This is a genomic window from Paraburkholderia sp. SSBN10T, from assembly GCF_056619545.1.
Genome location: NZ_JBWQQI010000011.1, coordinates 65,954 through 84,273 on the forward strand (window position 1 = coordinate 65,954; position 18,320 = coordinate 84,273).

Here is an 18,320-nt window from a genome sequence, read left to right on the forward strand (position 1 = left end):
TTACGAGACCTCTTTGACGAATTCAGCTTCGAGGTGGACCGACGCCCTTCCGGTAATCCTGGACGCGTCGAAGAAATCGTGAAATGCGGTCGCCAGCAGGCGGATCCATGCCGGCTTGATGGAGCCTATGCATCCGATCCTGAAGCTGCGCGTCTGAAGATGCAGCTTCGAATAGATGTAGAGGTTGTAGTCGGCAAGATGCGCGTAGAGCGCATCGAAATCATTCTGGGTATTGATGATGCCGTTCGCCGTGAGCGCCAGACACACGGGCGATCGCACGTGGGCGTTCAGAAGCGGCGATGCGTATCGTTCGGTCGCGCGGAGGATTTCGTCACGCACCGAGCCGTAACGCTCTCCGCGGCGGATCACGCCTTCGACGGTAAGCACCTCAAGCGCTTTTGCGCATGCCTGGATCACATGCGTGGGTGGCGTGGATCTCCATTCACCGGTTTTCTCAAAACTTTGCCACTGGTCACGGACATCGAGGACAAAGGAATTGACCGGCTTGCCCTTGCTTCTTAGCAGATCCAGTGATGCGATGACGAAGGCCGCGCCCGGCGGACCCTCGATGCATTTGTTGCTGGATGTCACGAGCACGTCGAAAGCGATTCGCCTGGCACTGATATCGACAGCGCCAAAAGAACTCATCGCGTCGATGATCGTCCTGACGCCGCGTCGTCTGGCCAGATCCACGATCGCACCGAGTGGATTGATAACACCGGTAGTCGTCTCGCAATGCACGAAGCAAAGATGGGTGATCGTGCGGTCCCGCTCCAGATGCGCGGCGATGTCGGCGACCGAGAGCGGTTGATCACTCGGTGCCTTCATGCTGACGGCCTCGACGCCCCGCAGCTCCAGTATCTTCAGTATCCGCTCGCCGTAAATTCCGTTGATGCAGACGAGCGGTCGATCAGACGGCTCGATGAAGGAAGCCAGCGCGGCCTCCATACCGTAGGAACCGCTGCCCTGGATTGGGACGACCGAATGCGTGCCGTTCCCGTCGATCAGGTCGATTATCAGTTCGCGCACCGAAGCCGTGATGTTTTTGAAGCTCTGGTCGCGCGAGCCCATATCGAATTGCATCTGCGCTTTCACTTCGTCGCTCAAGGCCAACGGACCTGGTGTCATTAAGAAATGATGCTGTCCAGCCATATAACACTCCTAATTGGGACGTTTATATGCAGGTGCGGTACGAATGTTTTGCTGCGCGGTAATATTTCGCGAGGTAATCTTCCTGATCGTGCAATATCTGCCGGCGGGCAGTTGCCGGGCTGCTGGCACGTGGTTCCGCCGTTTTCACGGAGCCGAGGGATGTGCAAATGGTTGATCGGTAAGGGGTTTTATAAACTGTCTGCTGGATTTTCCACAGAATGTACGATTGCCTTTAGTCGAGGAAAATAATGTTCTTCAGGCAAAGTTCCGTCAAGTTTTTTTGTGAAATTGCATATATCGAAAATTGAAAAACATATTACCGTCTCATTTTTATGGAGACGTGTAATTTAGATATTCAGTTAAATTGCATCGCAAATTATTCGAAATGCATCTTGATGCCATTCGGGGTACCCTCAAAACCAATTTTTACGTACGTTGAGCCGCAACTACGGCTCGAAATTTCTGAGCTTGATTGGCTTGCCGTTTCGTATTGCGGGAACCAAAGGCTTCGGTGATCTGGCGGGCGCGCTTGAGGGCACCCCGATTGACACGGTTTTTCCCCTTCCGTATATTCTTGGTCAGACCAACAATACCAGTCATACTGGTCGAGCAAAATGCATCGTGTAGTCATCAACGGCGCGGAATCCGCAGTAGAGTAGTCATAGGCTCGTGCGCCTGCCCGGCATTGCTGTGTCCCCTCAATAAGCTGGCCCTGGAAACCATGAAAGTCGCACTCTTCATCCCATGCTTTATCGATGCGTTCTATCCCGAAGTCGGAATCGCGACGCTCGAATTGCTCGAGCGCTTCGGCATTGAAGTCGACTATCCGCAGGAGCAGACCTGCTGCGGGCAGCCGATGGGCAACAGCGGCGCCCAGGCCGAAGCAGCCGGCGCCGAAAAGGTATTTGTGAGCAACTTCGCCGGCTACGACTACATCGTCGGACCGTCGGCAAGTTGCATTCATCACGTGCGCGAGCATTTGACGGCCATCGAGCAGACCGACGAGGTCAAGAAAGTGCGGGCCAGTGCGTACGAACTGGTCGAATTCCTGCACGACGTGCTAGGTGCACGAGATTTCCCGTGGGCCGAGTTTCCGCATAGGGTAGGACTCCACAATAGCTGTAGTGCCTTGCGACACCTGAAACAGGCGTCGATCTCCGAAGTCGCCGGTGTGCCGTTTTCGAAGCCCTTGACCTTGCTGAAGGGCGTCAAGGGCATCGAGTTCGTCACGCCCGCGCGCCCCGACGAATGCTGCGGCTTCGGCGGCACGTTCTCGGTGACCGAGGAGCCGGTGTCGGTCCGCATGGGTCAGGACAAGGTCCGCGACCATCTGAACGCGGGGGCGGAGTACATCGTGTCGGGCGACATGTCGTGCCTGATGCACCAGCAAGGCTGCGCAGAACGGATGAAAGCCGACGCGCGCTTTATCCATATCGCGCAGGTCTTGAACGGAGCACATGAATGAGGCGGATCGACCACGCGAAAGCCGCCGGCGCTTTCATCGAGAAGACCGAGCATGTGGCGTTTCACGACAAGCGCCTGTGGGACCTGCGCGAAAAGCGCGACGCCCAGGCCCACAACATAGCCGAATGGGAAACCCTGCGCGAACTGGCATCGGGCATCAAGGAACATACGCTCTCGCATCTATCGGAGTATCTCGACCAGTTCGCGTCGGCGGCGCGAGCGAACGGCGTGTTCGTGCATTGGGCCGCGACGGCCGAAGAACACAATCAACTGGTGTACGAGATCATGTCGGAGCGCGGCATGACGACGCTCGTCAAGAGCAAGTCGATGCTCACCGACGAATGCGCGATGCGCGACTATCTCGAACCGCGCGGCATTACCGTGATGGAAACCGATCTCGGTGAGCGTATCCAGCAGCTCGATCACCAGGACCCCAGCCATATGGTGGTGCCGGCCGTGCACAAGCTGCGCGGCGACGTTGCACAACTGTTTGGCCGCACCATCGGCACGGATCCGCAGAACAGCGACATCCATTACCTCGCCGAAAGCCAGCGGATGAATACGCGGCCGTATTTCGTGCGCGAGAAAACAGCGGGTATGACAGGCTGCAATTTCGCGGTTGCGGAAACAGGCACGGTGGTGGTGTGCACCAACGAAGGCAACGCGGACCTGTCGGCCAATGTGCCGCCGCTGCATATTGCCTCTATTGGTATCGAGAAGCTGATTCCACAGATTGCGGACCTCGGCGTGTTTATCCGCATGTTGTCGCGCAGCGCGCTCGGCTCGCCGATTACCCAATACACCTCGCATTTTCGCGCGCCGCGTCCGGGCGCCGAGATGCACTTTATCCTCGTCGATCACGGCCGCTCCGAGCGCCTCGCGATGCAGGACTTCTGGTATTCGCTCAAATGCATTCGCTGCGGCGCATGCATGAACACCTGCCCGGTGTACCGGCGCAGTGGCGGCCTGTCGTATGGCGGCACGTATTCGGGTCCGATTGGCGCGATCATCAATCCCACCTTCGATCTGAAACGCTATAGCGCGCTACCGTTCGCCTCGACGCTAAACGGAAGCTGCACGAATGTGTGTCCGGTGAAGATCAATATCCACGAGCAGATCTACAAATGGCGCGAAGTGATTACGGAGCGCCACGAAGTGCCGTTCGTCAAGCAGGAAGTGCTGAAGATGGCCGGGCGCCTGCTGGCGAGCCCAACGCTATACCGGGCGACGGTGGCGTCGATGGGTGGCGCGCTGCGCCGGCTGCCGAATTTCGTGCTGTATAACCCGCTCAATATCTGGGGCCGGCACCGCGAACTGCCGCAAGCGCCGAAGATGACGTTTCACGCGTGGTATCGAAAGAGTCGTGGAGGTGGTGATGACAACGCGTGAAGCCTTTCTCGCCAAAGTGCGCGCGGCCCAGCCCGACGCGCGGCAGCGTCCCGTGGTGCCGTTGTTCGCCTCGCCTGGCGGCGATCTGCGCGCGCGCTTTACCGCCGCGTTGGCGGGGATGGGCGGCACCTGTGTCGACGCTGCATCGGCAGCCGAGGTGTTGGCGCTGATCCATGAGCGTTTCGGCGCGCAGGCCTCGGTTTGCTCGGCGAGCGCCGAAGTGCCGGGCACCCGCGCGCTGAGCGCCGATACGCCGCCGGCCTCATTGCAGGACGTCGAGGTGGGCGTGGTGCGGGCCCGCTTCGGCGTCGCGGAGACCGGCTCGGTGTGGTTCAGCGAACAGGAGTATTGCGTCAACGCAATCGGTTATCTGGTCCAGCACCTGATCGTGCTGCTCGACCCGGCTCAGCTTATCGACGGCTTGCAGGACGTTTACCGCCGGCCGGACTTTCGCGACGCGCGCTACGCGGCGCTGGTGACGGGGCCGTCGGCGACCGCGGATATCGAAGGCGTGCTGATTCGCGGCGCGCAGGGCGTGCGGTCGTTGACCGTGGTGTGGCTCGCGCCGCAGTGAGCGCAGGCACGGCGCGGGTTAGTCGTCAGCGGATGGCACGCGGGGTCGTTCGCAGACTGCCGAGCGTGAGCGCCGCCAGTGTGCAGGTCACGAGCGTCGTGAACAGATACAGGCCACCCGGTCCCGCCAGCGCCATCAATGCCGATGCGAGCGTAGGACCAGCACTCGCGCCGAGCGAGAAGATCAGCAGCAGGCCGGCACTGACGGCAATGCGCTGGTCGGCCGGAATGCAATCGTTCACGTACGACGTCACCACGCCGTACAGCGAGAACACCACGCTGACGTACACGTAACCGAGCACTTCGACCAGCGTGCCGCCAGGCAGCACGAACAGCAGCAGGCTGCAGGCCGCGGCGAGCGCGGTGATGGCCACGATGATGATGCGCCTGTCGAACAGGTCGGCAAGCCGCGCGACTGGCCATTGTGGCAGCAGCGCCGCAAGCAGCGCGAAGCCCATGAAGTGCGAAACGTCGGTGACCGAGTAACCGAGGCGGCGCATGAACACAGGCTGCAACGTATAGAAACCGCTGTTCAGCAGACCGGCGGCGAGACAGCCATACACGCCCAGTGGCGCCCATTTGTAGACGGTGCTCAAACCCGAGAGTCCCCGTGCGAGGCGCGAACCGCCGCGGCTGCCTAGCGGCTCAGCGGGCGCAGACGGCGCCGGTGCATGGCCCGCTAGCGCGACCGGTATCAGCGAGGCCGAAAACAGCGCGCTGACTACGCTAAAGAGGGCGAAGCCTGCCGGATCGGCAAGACCAATGAGGAACTGTCCGGTGCCGACGCCCAGATAATTGGTGATCAGGTACGCGGAAAACACGCGTCCGCGCTGGGCGTTGCTCGCCACCTGATGCAGCCAGCTTTCGACCACCGTGAAAATCCCGACGAGGCAAAAGCCCATCACAAAGCGCAAGGCGACCCACGTCGCGGCCGAGCTCCACGCGGCATATCCGAGCGCGCAGCACGCCGAGACGGCGGCAAACGTCACGAAGGCGCGATGATGTCCAACCCGTCCGATCAACCCGCCGCCCCACAGCGCGCCGACCATGAAGCCGACGTAATACGCCGATTGCACGACGCCGACCACCAGCGACGGCATTTGCTGCTGGATCAGCCGCAACGAGATCAGCGTGCCGAGCAGACCGTTGCCGGTAATGAGAATCGCATAGCCGAGCAGCAGGATGGCAGTCGCCTGCAAACTGCTGACGGGCGCCGCCGCGCCCGCGGGTTGGGCAGGGTGGGCGGACTCGCCTGCTTGTGCGGGCGGTTGCAGCGTGCCGCCGATCAGCGGTGCAACCGCCCGGTTGACCGATTCGTTGAGCGTGGGCGTGCGCGTTTCGGCGGACGTCGGTTCGGCGTGTCCGGCCGACGGCGCGGACGCCAGGCCGGCTGCCGTGTCGCGGACCCAGGATTCGTTGGCCGGTTTCATGGTGTGCTTCGGGTGGGTCGGATGCTTCGGATGCCGTGCATGGGTGCAGTTTCTGGACTGTAGTGGCCGCGCGTCGCCGGCGCCCGGCAGCAATACGACACGGCCTTGTGGAGAAGCGACTTGCGGTTGTGGGCCCCAGGGGCAGCGGCGCAACCGGCGCGCAACACATGTTGGACTAACTTGGGTGCCTCAAGCAATTGCTGCAATTTACACAATTGACGTGATCGAAGGGGCAGTGTAGATGATGACGCCTTCCACAGCGCGTTCGGGGGGCACAAGCCTGGCTACAATGGGGACTTCCCGTATCGACGTGGCATCTTTACTTTAATGACTACAAGGCAGAGGTTGACTATTGCGGTGCTTGCCGCGCTTGCCTGGATCGTCGCCGACCAGCTCACAAAGGCGTTGTTCAAGCAGATTTTGACGCCGGGCGAGATGGTGTCGCTCCTCGCAGGAAGTCTGGTGGTTGTTCCAGTCTATAACCACGGTGCGTTCTTGAGCCTTGGGGCTGGCATGTCCGGGTCGGCCCGCAATCTGGTGCTCGTATATGGTGTCCTGGCGACGCTTGCCGGTTTGCTTGCGTGGCTCGTGCGTTCAAGCAGACTTGGCGTGATCGAAGTGGTCGCTATTGCGAGTATTTTGGGCGGCGGCCTCAGCAACCTTCTCGATCGCTGTCTTTATGATGGTCGAGTGTTTGATTTCCTGAATATGGGAATCGGGCAATTGCGAACGGGCATATTCAACATTGCGGACGTTGGAATCATGGCTGGCGTGGCGCTGCTCCTTTTCAGCGGCTTGCATCGGAAGCCTGCCTTGCCGGTGTCGACTGGCATCTAGAGATTCGATCATTGTCTTCGCATACAAGGCCGTGACTTCGCTGCCGCGTCCCATCCGGTCTGCGCACTTTATACGCTGGGGCAATAGCGCTTGCGCTTCAGGAAAGTTTCCACTTCAGGAAAACACGCCATGTCCGGGAGAATTCGCGGCGGCCTGCCCGATGGCGGCCGGTTCACCACCGGCGAATCGCTGCCGGGCCAATCGCCCGGAGATTTGCCGAGTCAACGCGCCCCGGAGCGCTCGCTCATTGGCGCACCTAGCGCCGCCAGTGACTTGTCGACACCACACGCGCCGCTCGATAGCAGCATGCCCGTCGCGACGCTGATGCAAGCGCGCTGGAACAGCGCAACCTTCCGTGCAAAGCCGGACGAAGCAACGCCGCCGATGACGGAACAGAAGGACCCGCGAGCCCTCCGTGAACGGCAAGGTCCAGCGGATGTCGGGTCCAAGGCGCTGGTTCAGGTGCCTGAGAAAGACAAGCCCCAATTCGAAGCAGCACGCACCCGGGCTGACAACATCCGTGAAGCATTGCGGGATGAACTGGGAGAACGCAACCGTTCAACGACGCTTCTGGCCTTCGTCTTCAGGAAAAAGGGAGAGGGCGGCGGTTCGTATGAGATCGGTATCGCGGCAAGCGGCGATGCGGCCGCGATGCTTTCCGGCGATCCGGCCCTGGGGGCCATCGTGAGCGGTCTCCAGGTGGTCACGATGTCTGGCGACGCAACCGGTGGCCAGTACCCGCGGTTCCATCGTGGCAAGCTCGATGAGAGCACGGACCAGCACGCGGAGCAGCAGGCGCTGCGCTGGGCCGACACGCGTCCCGATGTCGACGGGATTGCCTATTTCGCGCCGACGGCGCAAGTATGCGAGGGATGCCTGCAGAGCATCTATGACAAGGCGCCTTACGACCCCGGCAAGCAGTCGTTCGCATTCGATCCGGACGAGACGATTGCACCGCAAGCGCGCTCGAATGACTTCTTCCGCAAGGAGATCTTGCCTGCCCATCTGATTCCGGGCGGCAAGGAGCGCGCTATCGACGCATCTGCGCACCCGCCGTCCGCGGAGCTTGCGACGCAAAAGCGTGTCGCTGAGCATTTCGGAATCTCTGCGGGCACGCTGCGCACCTGGGTACGAGGCAGCCGCAACAAGTAAGCTTGCGCGAGGTCTTGCCCGACATCCGGGCATCCGTGGTGGCACGCGAGGCGATCAGCGCCGTGCAGCGTTCAGATCAGATACGATGCGGACCGACAATGCCCAGCCTGGCCATGCGCCGGTACAGGGTCGCGCGCGAGATACCAAGCGCAACGGCTGCCGCGTTCGGCCGCCACTGGTGACGTGTCAGTGCTTCGACGATGCGCAGGCGTTCGTCGCGCGTCCCGCTCTCGCCATACAGCGCCGCGCCGCCCTTGCTGCCGGGCATCAGCAGTGCGCCGATATCCGGCGACACGTGTCGTAGTTCGACGCGGGTCTAATCGCACACCGCGCACGCATAGCGCAATACATTACGCAACTGGCGGATGTTGCCGGGCCACGCGAATTCGCACAGACGCGCCGCGAGCTGCGCATCGAGCGTGAGCACATGGCCCGCCGTTTGCGCTTCCTCGTCGAACACCGCATCGATCACATCGCGGATGTCCGCGCGCTCGCGCAGCGGCGGCATCTGCAGCGTCGCGCCGCTTAACCGGTAGTAGAGGTCCTCGCGGAATACGCCTTCGCCGACCATCTGTGCGAGGTCGCGGTGGGTTGCGCAGATGACGTCGAGATCCACCCGGACCGGTGCATCGCCGCCGAGCGGAACCACTTCGCCTTCGGCGAGCACACGCAACAGACGCGTTTGCAGATTGAGCGGCATGTCGCCGATCTCATCGAGAAACAGCGTGCCGGTGTGCGCAAGCGCAATCTTGCCGCGTGCGCCGCGGCTGCGCGCGCCGGTGAACGCGCCCGGCGCATAGCCGAACAGTTCGCTTTCGATCAGCGATTCGGGGATCGCCCCGCAATTCACCGCGACGAACGGGCGGCTGCGCCGTACGCCCGAATCGTACACGGCGCGCGCGAATACTTCCTTGCCGACACCGGTTTCCCCGAGGATCAGGATGGGTAGCCGCTTGCCCGCGACGCGCAAGGCAACCTGAGCGTTGTGCGCGATACGCGGGTCCGCGCTATGCAGGAAGCGGCCGAGGGCGCCGAGGTGGCTGTCCGCGTGAGTGTCGCGCGCAGCGTTCGCCGCAGCGCTGCCGAGCGTCGCACGTCTGAGCGGCGCGCGGATTCGCGCATACAGTATCGCGCCGGTGCCGCGCAGACGCAGTCCGACAATCGCGTCGGTGCGCGCGACGTCGTGCAGATGCACGGCAGACGTATCGAACACTTCGTCGATGTGGCGCGGCGCGTTGAGCCCGGGAATGTATTCGTGTGCCTTCCGGTTCGCTGCTGCCACATTGCCGCATTCGTCGAAGGCGATCAGCACTTCCGGTTGCGCTTCGACGAAGTTGCGGCTCGCATGGCCGAACAGAATCCAGTGCTGCGTCGTCTGGTTGAGGAAATAACCGTCTTCGATGAGCGCTGCGCTTTGCCGCACCAACTGAAACACGAGACGCTGGCTGTCGCGGTTATCCGGCGACTGCACCGCCGAGGCGTCGAGCACGCCGATCATCTCGCCGCTCGGCGCAAAGATGGGCGCCGCGCTGCAGGTCAGCGTGGTGAAAGCCGCACGAAAATGATCGGTCTTGTGGACGGTGATCGGCGCCCGGTCGGTCAATACATTCGCCACGCCGCAGGTGCCTTCCTCGCGCTCCGACCAGCACGAGCCGATGTACAGCCCCGCATGTTTGAAGTCGCTGCGGCGATCGCGGTCGATCCGGTAGTCGATCGTGACGCCGTGCGCGTCGGTCAGCATCACGCAATAGTCGGCCACGCGAATCATCTCGTGCAGACGTGACAGGCACTGGCCCGAGGCTCGCAGGAAAGCCTCTTCCTTGCTTTGCACTTCGCGCAGTTCGGCAGAGGTGAGTACGCGCGGCCCGATCACGGAACCGGGGTCAAGCCGATATTGCTCGAATGAGCGCTGCCATGACGACACCAGACGCGGCGAACCGGCTGGTGCGGGCAACCGTCCTTCGATGGCGCCGCGCACCCGCTCGATGTGCTGGCTTTGAGAGACATAGGGCATGGCCTGCTCCGGTCGCATCACGCGGTGTATGCAGGCTGTTTTTGTAGCACATCTGCTCTGCGCAATCACACTGCAATGCAGCATGTGAGACTCGTGAGACGTTTGTCTCAGTTGCCGTCGAGACTGCGATGCTTGGGCGCAGAGGCCTATGCCATGGGACTTTGCGGGCTTCCTGCAGGGACTGTTGAGACTCGAACGGCGCGTACTTGAGACACCTCACGGGTTATGCGATGTGCCTCATCTTGCGGGACGAGTGACCGCTTGCAGGCTGAAACCCCTTTAAACAGGCAGTTTTCGCCGCCTTGGGTGCTCGTCTAAGCGTTTTGGCACAGCCTTTGCAGTGTCTCGCTCATAAAGAAGCACGACGCTCGTCCGTGCTCTACAACAGAATCGACAACAACCCTCTTGCATGGGATCGGAGACAGGACAGTGCCAGCGGCCCTTACCGTCGGCGTGATCGCGAACCCCGCATCGGGGCGCGACATTCGCCGTCTCACCAGTCACGCGTCGGTATTCCCGACTTCAGAGAAAGCGAACATGGTCGTGCGCCTGCTCGCGGGTCTCGGCGCGCTCGGCGTCGACCGTGTGCTGACGCTGCGTGACCGGACCGGCGTCGCGGCGCTGCTGCTGCGCGCGCTCGACACCCACGCGGCGCTCGTCGAGCCGCAGCGCTGGCCCGAGGTCGAGTTCGTGGACCAGCCGATTACCGACAGCGTGGCCGATACCCATGCCGGGGTTGCCGCGATGGTGCGCGCGGAAGTCGGCCTGATTGCCGTGTTGGGGGGCGACGGCACGCACCGTGCAGTGGCCGCGCATTGCGGCGACGTGCCGTTGCTGACGCTTTCCACCGGCACCAACAACGCCTTTCCCGATCTGCGCGAGGCGACGGTCGCGGGCCTCGCGGGCGCGCTGGTCGCATGCGGCGCCGTGCCAGCCGAGGTTGCGCTGAGGCGCAACAAACGTCTCGTGGTTCGCTGCGTGGCCGGGCCCAATCGCGGCCGCGAGGAGATTGCGCTCGTCGACGTGTGTGTCAGCCGGCAACGCTTCATCGGCGCCCGGGCGGTGTCCGAGCCGGCAGATATCGAAACGCTCTTTTTGACGTTTGCGGCGCCCGACGGCATCGGCTTGTCGTCGATCGGCGGTGCGTGGGCGCCGGTGGAGCGCAGCGCCTCGCACGGCTTGCATCTGTGCTTTGCACGCAACGGCGAAGCCGGTGTGCCGCTCGTTGTGCCGATCGCGCCCGGGCGCGTCGAGCAGGTGACGATGCGCACCTGCGAACGCTTCGAGGTCGGCATATGGACGCCCCTCGATACCGAGCACGGCACGCTCGCCTTCGACGGTGAACGTGAGATCGAACTCGAGCGCGACGACCGGTATGAAATCTCGCTCGACTGGGGCGGGCCGCTCACGGTGGATGTCGAGCGCACGTTGCGCTATGCCGTCTCGCATCAGCTCATGCGCGAGGCGGCACACGCGGCTTGTGCTGTGATGCGCGCGGCCGCAAGCCACAGCGGATAGCAGTGATGAGTCGACGTCAGCCCCGGCGCCGAGCCGTTGCGTGACGTTCAGTGAAGCAGGCAGTGCATTTGATTCATTCCAAGGAGACACACCATGTCGGTTTCGAGTCAGTTGAGCAAGGAAAAGCTGCTGGAGGCGTACCGGATGATGCGCACGATCCGCGAGTTCGAGGAGCGTCTGCACGTTGAGTTCGCCACCGGCGAAATTCCCGGGTTCGTACACCTGTATGCCGGCGAAGAGGCGTCGGCGGTGGGCACGATGATGCATCTGAATGTCGCGGACTATGTCGCCACCACCCACCGCGGTCACGGTCACTGCATTGCCAAAGGCGTCGACGTGCGCGGCATGATGGCCGAGATCTATGGCCGTAGGACGGGCGTGTGTCACGGCAAGGGCGGCTCGATGCACATTGCCGATCTGTCGAAGGGAATGCTCGGCGCGAACGGGATTGTGGGCGCGGGCGGGCCGCTGATCTGCGGCGCGGCGCTGGCCGCCAAGTACAAGAAGACCGGTGGCGTCGGCGTGTGCTTTTTCGGCGATGGCGCCTCGAATCAGGGCGTGATCTTCGAATCGATGAATCTCGCTTCGGTGTGGCGCCTGCCGGCGATCTTCGTAGCCGAGAACAACGGCTATGCCGAGGCGACCTCATCGACGTGGTCGGTGGCGACCGACAACATTGCCGATCGTGCGAGCGGCTTCGGGATGCCGGGCGTAATCGTCGACGGCTTCGATTTCTTCGCGGTGCACGAGGCGCTGGGCGAAGCGATTGAACGGGCGCGCAATGGCGGCGGCCCCACGCTCGTCGAAGTGAAATTCTCGCGCTATTTCGGTCATTTCGAAGGCGATGCCCAAACCTATCGCGCACCTGGCGAAGTGCAGAAACTGCGTGACGAGAAGGATTGCCTGAAGCGTTTCGAGGAACGCGTGGTGCGCGCGGAAATGCTCGCCGCCAGCGAGTTGCGCGGCATCGATGCGAAGGTCAAGCAGTTGATCGACGATGCGGTGAGCGAGGCCAAGGCGGCGCCGCTTCCGACTGCCGAGGACCTGCTGACCGACGTCTACGTGTCTTACCCGTAACGCGCTCAGCAGACCTGACTGATTTGGCAACCCTCTTGCATGGGACTGGAGACAGACATGGCACGGAAGATCACATTTTCTCAGGCGATCAACGAAGCACTGAGTCAGGAGATGGCGCGCGACGAGAGCGTCATCGTGATGGGTGAGGACAACGCGGGCGGCGCAGGCTCACCCGGCGAGCAGGACGCGTGGGGCGGCGTGCTCGGCGTCACCAAGGGGCTGTTTCACAAGTATCCGGGGCGCGTGCTCGATACGCCGCTCTCGGAAGGCGGTTATATCGGCGCGGCGGTGGGGGCGGCTGCGTGCGGGATGCGTCCGGTGGCGGAACTGATGTTCATCGACTTCATGGGCGTGTGCTTCGACCAGATCTTCAATCAGGCCGCCAAGTTTCGCTATATGTTCGGCGGCAAGGCGGTCACGCCGGTGGTGATCCGCGCGATGCAGGGGGCGGGCCTGCGCGCCGCGGCCCAGCATTCGCAGATGCTGACCTCGCTGTTTACCCATATTCCCGGGCTGAAGGTGGTGTGTCCGTCGACGCCGTACGATGCCAAGGGTCTGCTGATCCAGTCGATCCGCGACAACGACCCGGTGATTTTCTGCGAGCACAAATTGCTGTACAGCCGCGAAGGCGATGTGCCGGAAGAGTCGTATGCGATTCCGTTCGGCGAAGCGAATGTGCTTCGTGAAGGCGACGACGCCACCATCGTGACCTATGGACGGATGGTGCACTACGCGAACGACGCCGCGGAAAAACTCGCGAGAGACGGTATCCAGGTCGAGGTGATCGACTTGCGCACCACCTCGCCGCTCGACGAAGAGACGATCCTCGAGAGTGCGGAACGGACCGGGCGCGTCGTGGTGGTCGATGAGGCGAACCCGCGCTGCTCGATTGCAACGGATATCGCCGCGCTCGTTGCGCAACGCGCGTTTCACTCGCTGAAGGCGCCGATCGAGCTCGTCACCGCGCCGCACACACCCGCGCCATTTGCAGGAGTACTGGAAGACCTGTACATCCCGTCGGCCGAGAAAATCGCCGCAGCCGTTCTGAAAGCGAGGAGCTGAGCAATGCCGATTCACATGATTACGATGCCCAAGTGGGGTCTCTCGATGGAGCAGGGGCAGGTCAACGGGTGGCTCAAGGCGGTGGGCGAGACGGTCGGCAAAGGCGATGAAGTGCTCGACGTCGAATCGGACAAGATCGCGTCCGGCGTCGAATGCGCCTTCGAAGGGACCTTGCGCAGGCAGATCGCGCAAGAGGGCGACACACTGCCGATCGGTGCGCTGCTCGGCGTGGTGGCCGACGCGCAAACGCCGGATGCGGAGATCGATCAGGCGGTGGCAGCATTCCAGCGCGATTTCGTCCCGCCAAGCGCCGACGCCGCCGACGCGGGTCCGCAACCCGAGAAGGCACAGATCGGCGGTCGTACCGTACGGTATCTGAAGCTCGGCGAGGGCGGCACGCCCGCCGTGCTGATCCACGGTTTCGGCGGCGACCTGAACAACTGGCTCTTCAATCACGCCGGTCTCGCCGCGCATCGTGCGGTATGGGCGCTCGATTTGCCCGGACACGGCGAGTCCGGCAAGGCCGTCGAGACGGGCGATGCCGAGGAACTGGCCGCGAGCGTCATCGCGTTTCTCGACGCTCGCGGCATCGAGCGGGCGCACCTCGTCGGCCATTCGATGGGGAGTCTGGTCGCACTGACCGTGGCGGAACAGGCGCCGCAGCGGGTCGCTTCATTGTCGTTGATCGCGGGCGCCGGTCTTGGCGAGGAGATCAATCGCGACTATATCGAAGGCTTTGTGGCCGGTAGCAGCCGCAATACGCTGAAACCGCATCTGACGAAGCTCTTCGCGGATCCCTCACTGGTGACGCGCCAGTTGATCGAGGACATTGTCAAATATAAACGGCTCGAAGGCGTGAACGAAACCTTGCAGAAGATTGCGTCCTCTGCATTCGACGGCAACGTGCAGCGCCGGCTCTACCGTGACCGGCTGGCTGATCTGGCGCCGCGCACGCTGGTGATCTGGGGCGCGCAGGACCAGATCATCCCTGCGAGCCACGCGCAAGGCTTGCCTCAGGGTGTTCGTGTGCATGTGATCGAAGGCAAAGGTCATATGGTGCAGATGGAGGCCGCATCGGAGGTGAATCGGCTGCTTGACGATTTCTTCGGGGCTTGAGTGTGGATGCCGCAAGTGCTTGCGGAGTTGCGCGAGGAAGGATTTGAACCAACTAGCCTTCTTGTGACATCATTTGCCGGCGCCGGGACCGGGCGTCGATGGGCGATCCAATTCGCATAGCCGCCCGGTCGACACGCAGCAGGCGCTTCGGCACATATGGAGCTGAAATACCCGACCTTCATCCGGTCATTCTCTGTGAGGCAAAACCATGAAGTCGAGACTTGTCGTACCGTTCCTGATCGTATCGCTACTGGGTACGTCCATTTCCGCTATCGCACAGCAGCACAATGATGATCACGGCGGTGGCATGCGCCCGCATGGACATGGCCGCGGGCCGGCGCCGCGCGACGCATCGTTGGGCGGTCCGGGCGGTCCTGTTCCCCACAACGACTGGCACAAGGGTGAACGGCTTCCCGCCGAGTACCGGGATCGCAATTACGTGGTCGACAACTGGCACGAGCACGGCCTGCAAGCGCCGCCGCGCGGATATCAGTGGGTAGGCGTGAACGGGGACTATGTACTGGCTGCCGTCGCTACGGGTGTCATTGCCAGCGTTCTGCTTGCCGGGCACTAACCGGATACTCGCCGGGCGAACCGAAACCGGTTGGCGCTCGTGCTGACAAACCATTCTTCCTTCTGAGGACTGCAGTGCTGTCGCACGCTGTTGGGGGCGACGGCACTGCAATATCCCGCGGCGCCGCGTTCGCCAAACCTCTCTCGCTCAGGCCGTTGCTGCAGTTCGCATCACCGTCCGCAAACGCGGCAATGCCTCGCCATTTTCGCGGAACAGATGGACGTGGCGCAGCGCGAAACTGGCATCGACAGATTGCCCATCGGACGTTGTCGACTCCCCGGAACCTTTAATCTGGATCAGTGTGCCGTCATCCAGATTCACATGCAGCAAGGTTTCGCCGCCCAGATGCTCGATCACCATCACCTTGCCGGACAGCTTGCCCTGCAAATCGCTCGCCGCAGTCTCGGACAGATGCTCCGGACGAATCCCGAGGGTCAACGCATCGCCCGCTTGCACACCCTCCGCGATGAACGGCAACGTGATGGGCGGGCCGCCGGGCAGGCCGATCGTTACGCCTGCCTCGTCGGCACGTTGCACCTTCACCGCGAGGAAGTTCATCTTCGGCGACCCGATGAACCCGGCGACGAAGCGATTCTTCGGCGTCCTGTAAAGCTCGAGCGGCGAGCCGATCTGTTCAACCTTGCCGCTGTTCAACACGACGATCCGATCCGCCATGGTCATGGCTTCCGTTTGATCGTGCGTGACGTAAATCATGGTTGCGTTGAGCTGCTTATGCAGCTTGATCAATTCGAGCCGCATCTGCACGCGCAATGCGGCATCGAGATTGGACAAGGGTTCGTCGAAGAGAAACACTTTGGGCTCGCGCACGATCGACCGACCAATCGCAACGCGTTGGCGCTGCCCGCCGGATAGCGCACGAGGTTTTCGATCGAGCAGTTGCTCGATCTGCAGGATCTGCGCCGCGCGCTGCACGCGTTCCTTGATCTGGGCTTCAGGCAGCTTGATCATACGCAGTCCGAACGCAATGTTCTCGTAGACCGACATATGCGGATACAGCGCATAGGACTGGAACACCATGGCCACGCCCCGTTGCGACGGTTCGAGCTCGGTGACGTCTTCGGCGCCAATCAGGACTTGCCCAGAGTCGCAGCGCTCCAGGCCGGCAATGGTGCGAAGCAGCGTGGATTTGCCGCAGCCGGAAGGTCCGACGAACACCATGAATTCACGATCGGTCACGGAGATGTCGATACTCTTCAACACTTCCGTTCCGGCAAATGTCTTGCGGATCTGCTGCAACTGAACTGCACTCATGCTTGTCTCCAGTCCCATGCAAGATGGTTGCTGCTGATGCGTGCGCCTTGGTTCGGCGTGAGCAAGATAGCGGGATTGTGCGCGTATTCGCCCTGCAACGCAGCATGCGCCTCTTGTCGAATTTGTTCTTGACAACCAGTTCGGGTCCAAATATACAATTGTAAATGCGAAATTACAAGTGAAACGAACCCGGTGGAAAACGGGAGAAACACGAAGCAGGGCGCGCAAGGATGAGAGCATGGGTCGGACCCCCTGCACGCCTGAACGAACTGGCCGGCCTCGCCCGCTTTGGGCCCCTTTAAAAAGAACTACTCAGGAGACAGGCATGAAGAAGCACTACGTGCAGGCGGCGTTCGCATTGCTGGGCGTCACAGCATCGTTTCTATCCATATCCAGCGCATCCGCGTGGACGCTGAAGGAGGCCGCCGCGCCGTATTCGGGCACCACCATCAACGCCATTTTTCTCGACCGGCCCGGCTACAAGGCAGCGTCGAAGCTGATTCCGCAGTTCGAGAAAGAGACCGGCATCAAGGTGCACACGGAGGTGGTTCCCTACGAGAACACCCGTGAAAAGGAGGTGCTCAACTTCGTGGGTGGCGGCGATCAGGACGTCGTGCTGGTAGACGTGGTGTGGATCGGCGAGTTTGCGAGCAACAAGTGGCTGGTTCCCATCAAGACCTTCACTGACAACCCCAAACTGGCCGACCCGAATCTCAACCTGGCGGGGTTTTTTCCGATCCTGCTCGACTCGTTCGGCACGTGGGACAAGACGACCTACGGTCTTCCGTTCGATAACTATTCGGGCTTGATGTTCTACAACAAGTGCATGTTGAAGGACGCGGGTTTTGACGAACCGCCGAAGACCTGGGACGAGTTGCTCAACGTCTACGCGCCGAAGCTCACCAAGCCCGATAAAAACCAGTTTGCGTTCGCGTTGCAGTCGCGCCGCGGCGAAACGCAATCGGCGGATAGCTTTATGCGCATGCTGTGGCCCAACGGCGGCTCGCTGCTCGATGCGAAATTCAAGTCGAACTTGATGTCGCCACAATCGCAGTCCGGATTCGAATATCGGCAGAAGCTCATGAAGTACATGCCGCCGGGCATCGTCGACTATGACCACGCCGAGGCGGTAAATGCGCTTGCCCAAGGGCAGGTCGCCATGATCACCGAGTGGTCGGCGTTCTACCCGACGCTGACCGATCCGAGCAAGTCGAAGATCGGCAACTGTCTTGCCATCACGACCGAACCCAAGGGGCCCGCGGGACTCAAGCCCGCGCTTGGCGGCTTTTCGCTGGCTGTGAATGCCAAGTCGAATGCGAAGAAACAGGCTGCGGCGTGGCTCTTCATCCAGTGGATCACTTCGGAGGAAATGGCGAAACCGTATCTGGAGGCGGGCGGTGTGAGTGGCCGCATGGCTGTCTACAAGGACCCGGCGGTGCAAAACAAGTATCCGTTTGTGAAGCCGATGGTGGAATCGTGGCAGGGCGGCGTGCCCGACTATCGGCCGCGCTTCCCGGAATGGCCGGCGGTGTCTGAAGTCATTGGCGAGTGGGGCAGCAAGATCATGCTTGGACAGGTCTCGGTGAAGGACGGCGCGCAAACCATCGGCACCAAGACGGAAGCAATCCTGCAGAAAGCGGGCTATTACGACGGCAAGAAGCCCTTGCTGAAGTGAGGCCGGCGCGGGCGA

14 protein-coding genes and 1 pseudogene are annotated in these 18,320 nt (G+C 61.8%); 11 read left to right on the forward strand and 4 right to left on the reverse strand.

Annotated features, from left to right (window positions below; all coding sequences use genetic code 11):
* Positions 1 to 1,152 (reverse strand): 2-aminoethylphosphonate--pyruvate transaminase, encoded by a 1,152-nt coding sequence (locus AC1ECK_RS18265; RefSeq protein ID WP_480321370.1) that lies wholly within the window; start codon positions 1,150 to 1,152, stop codon positions 1 to 3.
* A gap of 721 nt (positions 1,153 to 1,873) precedes the next feature.
* Here AC1ECK_RS18265 and AC1ECK_RS18270 point away from each other — a divergent pair.
* From AC1ECK_RS18270 to AC1ECK_RS18280, 3 genes are read left to right on the forward strand one after another with little or no spacing between them, the layout of a single operon-like run.
* Complete coding sequence (locus AC1ECK_RS18270; protein WP_480321371.1) at positions 1,874 to 2,617, forward strand: (Fe-S)-binding protein; 744 nt, start codon at positions 1,874 to 1,876, stop codon at positions 2,615 to 2,617.
* Positions 2,614 to 4,005, forward strand: coding sequence for a lactate utilization protein B (locus tag AC1ECK_RS18275; protein ID WP_480321372.1), 1,392 nt, complete (start codon positions 2,614 to 2,616; stop codon positions 4,003 to 4,005). The genes AC1ECK_RS18270 and AC1ECK_RS18275 overlap by 4 nt, the downstream gene beginning before the upstream one ends.
* Positions 3,992 to 4,579 carry a LutC/YkgG family protein gene (locus AC1ECK_RS18280; protein WP_480321373.1) on the forward strand — a complete coding sequence of 196 codons (588 nt, stop codon included), beginning with the start codon at positions 3,992 to 3,994 and terminating at the stop codon, positions 4,577 to 4,579. The genes AC1ECK_RS18275 and AC1ECK_RS18280 overlap by 14 nt, the downstream gene beginning before the upstream one ends.
* Before the next feature lie 25 nt (positions 4,580 to 4,604).
* Here AC1ECK_RS18280 and AC1ECK_RS18285 read toward each other — a convergent pair whose 3' ends face one another.
* Positions 4,605 to 6,008 (reverse strand): MFS transporter, encoded by a 1,404-nt coding sequence (locus tag AC1ECK_RS18285; protein ID WP_480321374.1) that lies wholly within the window; start codon positions 6,006 to 6,008, stop codon positions 4,605 to 4,607.
* 345 nt (positions 6,009 to 6,353) lie between these two features.
* On the opposite strand from AC1ECK_RS18285, the gene lspA reads away from it, so the two are divergent.
* Together lspA and AC1ECK_RS18295 are read left to right on the forward strand one after the other, a co-directional pair.
* Complete coding sequence (gene lspA / locus AC1ECK_RS18290) at positions 6,354 to 6,845, forward strand: signal peptidase II (protein WP_480321375.1); 492 nt, start codon at positions 6,354 to 6,356, stop codon at positions 6,843 to 6,845.
* 129 nt (positions 6,846 to 6,974) lie between these two features.
* Positions 6,975 to 7,997: a hypothetical protein gene (locus AC1ECK_RS18295; protein ID WP_480321376.1), complete on the forward strand. Its 1,023-nt coding sequence runs from the start codon at positions 6,975 to 6,977 to the stop codon at positions 7,995 to 7,997.
* 76 nt (positions 7,998 to 8,073) lie between these two features.
* On the opposite strand, the pseudogene AC1ECK_RS18300 reads toward AC1ECK_RS18295, so the two are convergent.
* A pseudogene (locus AC1ECK_RS18300) lies at positions 8,074 to 10,011 on the reverse strand (sigma-54-dependent Fis family transcriptional regulator).
* Positions 10,012 to 10,440: 429 nt separating this feature from the next.
* Between AC1ECK_RS18300 and AC1ECK_RS18305 the strand changes: the two are divergent.
* The 5 genes from AC1ECK_RS18305 to AC1ECK_RS18325 all read left to right on the forward strand — a co-directional run bounded on the left by AC1ECK_RS18305 (position 10,441) and on the right by AC1ECK_RS18325 (position 15,358).
* On the forward strand, positions 10,441 to 11,529 hold the full coding sequence (locus AC1ECK_RS18305; protein ID WP_480321377.1) for an ATP-NAD kinase family protein: 1,089 nt from the start codon (positions 10,441 to 10,443) through the stop codon (positions 11,527 to 11,529).
* A gap of 93 nt (positions 11,530 to 11,622) precedes the next feature.
* Complete coding sequence (locus tag AC1ECK_RS18310) at positions 11,623 to 12,606, forward strand: thiamine pyrophosphate-dependent dehydrogenase E1 component subunit alpha (RefSeq protein WP_480321378.1); 984 nt, start codon at positions 11,623 to 11,625, stop codon at positions 12,604 to 12,606.
* Between the two features lie 57 nt (positions 12,607 to 12,663).
* A complete protein-coding gene (locus tag AC1ECK_RS18315; RefSeq protein WP_480321379.1) occupies positions 12,664 to 13,668 on the forward strand; it encodes an alpha-ketoacid dehydrogenase subunit beta in 1,005 nt (334 codons plus the stop codon).
* A 3-nt stretch (positions 13,669 to 13,671) separates the two neighbouring features.
* Positions 13,672 to 14,784, forward strand: coding sequence for an acetoin dehydrogenase dihydrolipoyllysine-residue acetyltransferase subunit (locus AC1ECK_RS18320; protein WP_480321380.1), 1,113 nt, complete (start codon positions 13,672 to 13,674; stop codon positions 14,782 to 14,784).
* 208 nt (positions 14,785 to 14,992) lie between these two features.
* Positions 14,993 to 15,358: an RcnB family protein gene (locus AC1ECK_RS18325; protein ID WP_480321381.1), complete on the forward strand. Its 366-nt coding sequence runs from the start codon at positions 14,993 to 14,995 to the stop codon at positions 15,356 to 15,358.
* Between the two features lie 147 nt (positions 15,359 to 15,505).
* Here AC1ECK_RS18325 and AC1ECK_RS18330 read toward each other — a convergent pair whose 3' ends face one another.
* Positions 15,506 to 16,630, reverse strand: coding sequence for an ABC transporter ATP-binding protein (locus AC1ECK_RS18330; RefSeq protein ID WP_480321540.1), 1,125 nt, complete (start codon positions 16,628 to 16,630; stop codon positions 15,506 to 15,508).
* A 325-nt stretch (positions 16,631 to 16,955) separates the two neighbouring features.
* On the opposite strand from AC1ECK_RS18330, the gene AC1ECK_RS18335 reads away from it, so the two are divergent.
* On the forward strand, positions 16,956 to 18,305 hold the full coding sequence (locus tag AC1ECK_RS18335; RefSeq protein WP_480321382.1) for an ABC transporter substrate-binding protein: 1,350 nt from the start codon (positions 16,956 to 16,958) through the stop codon (positions 18,303 to 18,305).
* The last annotated feature ends 15 nt before the right edge of the window (positions 18,306 to 18,320 follow it).